Raw genomic sequence first — 3,877 nt, forward strand, 5'->3', positions numbered from 1 at the left:
CGCCGCTTCGTGACAGGTCGCGCCGGTGGTGAGAACATCATCGACCAGCAGCACACGGCGGCCTGCCAGCCGGGGATGAATGGCCCGCGAACGAGTTTGTTCTCTAGTTGTCCCCTTTTTGCCCGGCTCGCGTCGCGGCGGCTTCTCTCCCAAATCGATATCCGGGGTACCAGAAAGTCGGGTTCGCGCCCAATTCGCAACAATCCAGTCCCGGAAGGTGAATCTCACCGAGAACGCTCCGCGAACGTTTTTCCACCGCTGGTCTGGTTTGAGAGAGGACTGGGGGAGAGTCGGCCGGGTGCGACGAAGGAGATGTTTCTCTGAGGGAATTCCCAGAAAACCTGCCAGAACGTCGGCAAGTACCTCCGGGCTGTTCATCTGCCGCTGACGTCTGCGGTGCCTGTGCATGGGAATGGGAATGACGCAATTGGGCGCCAAGTCGCGAAGTTGCGATCCCCTCTGGCACCAGAACACGCGGGCCATTGCTCGGGCAAGCCGTTCGCCCTTAGGTAGTTTCATCGCCGTGATGACATCGCGGAGCGGCCCCCAGTATGGCCCTAGCGACACAGTCCTCGTAAAAGCAAACTTCTCTCGATGGCACCATGAACAGCCGTGGGGAAGAAGGTTCTCCGTGTCGGCTTTCCCTCCGCATCGCGGACAGGCCTTCCAGGCCGGGAAAGACAACTGGGCCAGACAGGCCGGACAGAGCAAGTTGCTCGCACCCCGTCGCGGTGGCCGTCCGCCCTCCCAAAGGGCTTCGTAAAAGCGATCCGGATAGGCGCGGACGTGTCCTTCGAAAACCCGATCCCAGCCTGGGGAGTCCCCATCCCAGAATACTGGCTGACCACACGCCGCACACAAGGGAGGATATAGAAGATTGAGAAAGCTCATGATATTCGGATGCCGAATGTGGCTGTCGGAAGCAGGTGGAAATATCTCGAGTTTTTGAGCCTGAAGGTCGTGCACGGCCACGGACTCTTCATCTTTTTCGCTCCGACGGCCCTTCTTAACAAGACGCGAATGGACTGACCCATCCCTCAGTTTGTCTTCGCCTCGGGAAAAGTTCGGCAAGGTCTTGACAAGGGTGGAATTTAGCCCTGAGCGACCTCCTCCGGAGGGACCTGCTTGTCAGGTCCGTCGTTTCACGTTGGATCATCCATTGGTGTTCAACGGGCATTGGATTCCTGCACCGAAAGCGGGGTTAAAGCCCGCGCTCCATGGAGTGCGGCGATTTATCGCCGCTTTTCGGTGAAGGCTTTAGCCTTCACAATCTTGCTGTCGGCGGTATTTTGTCGCGACCACGAAAACGGTTCCCGTGTAGGGGCAATTCATGAATCGCCCCTACAGCGTCGGAGGGACGTGCTTGTCACGTCCGTATTTCTCGGAGGGACCGTTCGGAGGGACCCGCTTGTCGGGTCCGCTTTTCGACGTTGGATAGTCTATTCCCTCTCATCGGGCGCGACAAGCGTGGCCCAATCCAAACGAAAACTGGGATTCGTCAGGCAAATCGTACTTTCGACCAACCAGCATGTCGGACTTGATAAGACCAAGCTAGCACCGCAGGCCAGCGAAAAGCAGAGACGAGGCATGTATGCCCAGTTTCCTGGCGAGGGGTGCCCAAAACGTTAGCAGGAAAACAGGATCGGTATGTTGACGCAAAAAAACCTAGTCGGAAGTTACGTGCAGAACACAAATTAACCCGAGAAATCGAATTCAGAAACTTCCGGAACATGAATGGCCATCGCACCAAAAAACATGTTAATTTATGCTGGGACGCCTTCCTAATAAAGCAGAGTTGCGTAGTAATTAATAAACGTTTTGCAAATTGCTTGACAATCCGCACCGAGCGGGTTAAAATTAGTGAGCGTTTTGCGGAGTCAATAAGACTCCAAAACTCTTTTTGCGGAGTTGCTCCGTTCAATCGCTAGTCACAGTAGTGGAGGAGGTGTGCTACGCAGCGTAAGGCCTTTACTCTCGTCGAGTTGCTCGTGGTGATCGCGATCATCGGTATCCTGATCGCCCTTCTACTTCCGGCAGTCCAGGCTGCGCGGGAGGCTGCGCGACGAAGCGACTGCTCGAATCATCTCAAACAGCTCGGTCTGGCCTTGCACAATTACCACGATGTGCACAAGGTTTTCTGTGCGTTCAATGCCGGAACGACGGGGTGCGCATGGCCGAACCACTACGACTGCAATTACGGTTATATGGTAGGTTGGGTCTCCCTGCTCCCGTACTATGAAGAGACCGCGCGCTGGCAACAAGTATCATCTCCGATGACGGTGAACGGGCAATATTATCCGGCCTTTGGCCCCTATGCTTATGAAGACTCCGGACGTGGTTGGCCGCCAATTCAAGGACAGATATCCCTATTGTTATGCCCCTCTGATGGGCCTGCGCACCAGTTACCTGCCCCAACCCGGCAGGGTTTTACCAATTACCATTTGAGTTTCGGTGACAAGATCCATAACAACTATTTGGCTACCAACCCGCGGTCGCCTTTCGGACGCCTAACCTGGAAGGGATTTCAGGATATCACCGATGGTTCTTCCAATACGATCGCAGCTTCCGAGGCGCTGGTGGGGGCTGTAGCCAACCGTCAACGGTTTGTCAAAGGTGGCGTGGCCGCCGCGCAAAGTGGTCTGAGCCAAAGCCCAATCACGTGTTACACGCGAGTTGACCCCAACGATCGAAACCTCCTTACCGGAACGGTATGGGCGACACGAGGCCGTTATTGGGCTGAAGGTCATGCCCATGTGCAGGGCATCACCACGGTGTTACCCCCCAATGCTCCCTCCTGCGCTTGTGGCGAGGCGCAGTATTGCTACTGGGGCGTCTACCCACCAAACAGCAATCATCCGGGCGGGGTCAACGTGTTGATGTGCGATGCCTCTGTGCGATTCGTGAGCGATACCATTGACACGGGAAATCTTTCGGCCCCGGAACCCGATGGCATCAACGGATTCACGCAATTGAAAAGCCCTTATGGCGTATGGGGCGCCCTGGGGTCGATGGCGTCTGGGGAGACAATTCCCAGTTTCTGATCGGCACGTAGGGATCCGCTGTGACCGAGCCCGAAGCACTGAGTACGGCAAGTCCGCGATCCATCATTCCAGCGTTCCGCATATTTTTTGCATGACTGAAACTGCGTGGGGGAGTTCACACTGGGTTATGTTGATCCGCCCCATTGATGCCAGTTAACCCTTGCTGGCCGTCAGACCCGCGCGACCACGGAACGAAACCCGGGATTTTGGTCCGAAGAGGGAGCATAGAGCATGTTGATCCGATGGGTTAAAACGGGTGGCACGTCGCTAGCTCTGCTAGTCGCATTTTTAGCCCTACCAGGGTGCGGTAAGAAGTCTCCACTCCCGCTGGTTAAAACGACCGGCCAGCTTATGTATAAGGGGCAGCCTGTCGCGGATGCTTCTGTCATGCTTTCTCCACTGGAAGGGCAGCGGGCAGCCGTGGGAAAAACTGATGCCCAAGGCCGGTTTGAGCTGACAACCATGAACCCGAGAGACGGAGCCATGCCGGGAAAATATAAAATCGTGATTACCAAAGCGACTGCCGTTGAGGCCGCCGCCGATGCTGCGGAAATGCCGGACATCACAAAAGAGCAAGCCTTGGCCAAGCCCGCCCCAGCGGCAATTCCGGCAAAATACTCTAACCCTAACACGACACCTTTAGAATGTACAATCCCGCAATCGGGCCGGCATGATCTCGGCGTGCTTGAGTTGACAGATTGATCAAGCGTCACAGAGGCAAAAGACCTGGAGTAGCCCTTTTACCTAACGGCTCGCTGTGGTTGCGGGGGAATTTCCCCGGGGCCCAAGCCGCGTTCATCCCGCCAGGGGACGTCCTTCACCGATTGGATGTGCTC

At 56.0% G+C, this 3,877-nt stretch carries 3 protein-coding genes and 1 pseudogene; 3 read left to right on the forward strand and 1 reads right to left on the reverse strand.

All coding sequences use genetic code 11. The features are described 5' to 3' along the window. Positions 1 to 972 (reverse strand): hypothetical protein (locus tag H5U08_RS12405; RefSeq protein WP_297033497.1); only part of this gene is annotated, 972 nt, incomplete at its 3' end. Between the two features lie 995 nt (positions 973 to 1,967). Here H5U08_RS12405 and H5U08_RS12410 point away from each other — a divergent pair. From H5U08_RS12410 to H5U08_RS12420, 3 genes and pseudogenes are all read left to right on the forward strand, one after another. Further along, a pseudogene (locus H5U08_RS12410) lies at positions 1,968 to 2,024 on the forward strand (prepilin-type N-terminal cleavage/methylation domain-containing protein); the annotation flags it as partial. Continuing rightward, entirely contained in the window at positions 2,016 to 3,041 is a 1,026-nt protein-coding gene (locus tag H5U08_RS12415; RefSeq protein WP_297033502.1) for a DUF1559 domain-containing protein, read from the forward strand. The pseudogene H5U08_RS12410 and the gene H5U08_RS12415, both read left to right, overlap by 9 nt. Positions 3,042 to 3,272: 231 nt before the next feature. After that, the gene (locus tag H5U08_RS12420) at positions 3,273 to 3,743 is read left to right on the forward strand and encodes a carboxypeptidase-like regulatory domain-containing protein (protein ID WP_297033500.1); all 471 of its coding nucleotides are present in this window, start codon (positions 3,273 to 3,275) and stop codon (positions 3,741 to 3,743) included. The last annotated feature ends 134 nt before the right edge of the window (positions 3,744 to 3,877 follow it).

The sequence above is a fragment of the Thermogutta sp. genome (genome assembly GCF_014359955.1).
GTDB lineage: Bacteria > Planctomycetota > Planctomycetia > Pirellulales > Thermoguttaceae > Thermogutta.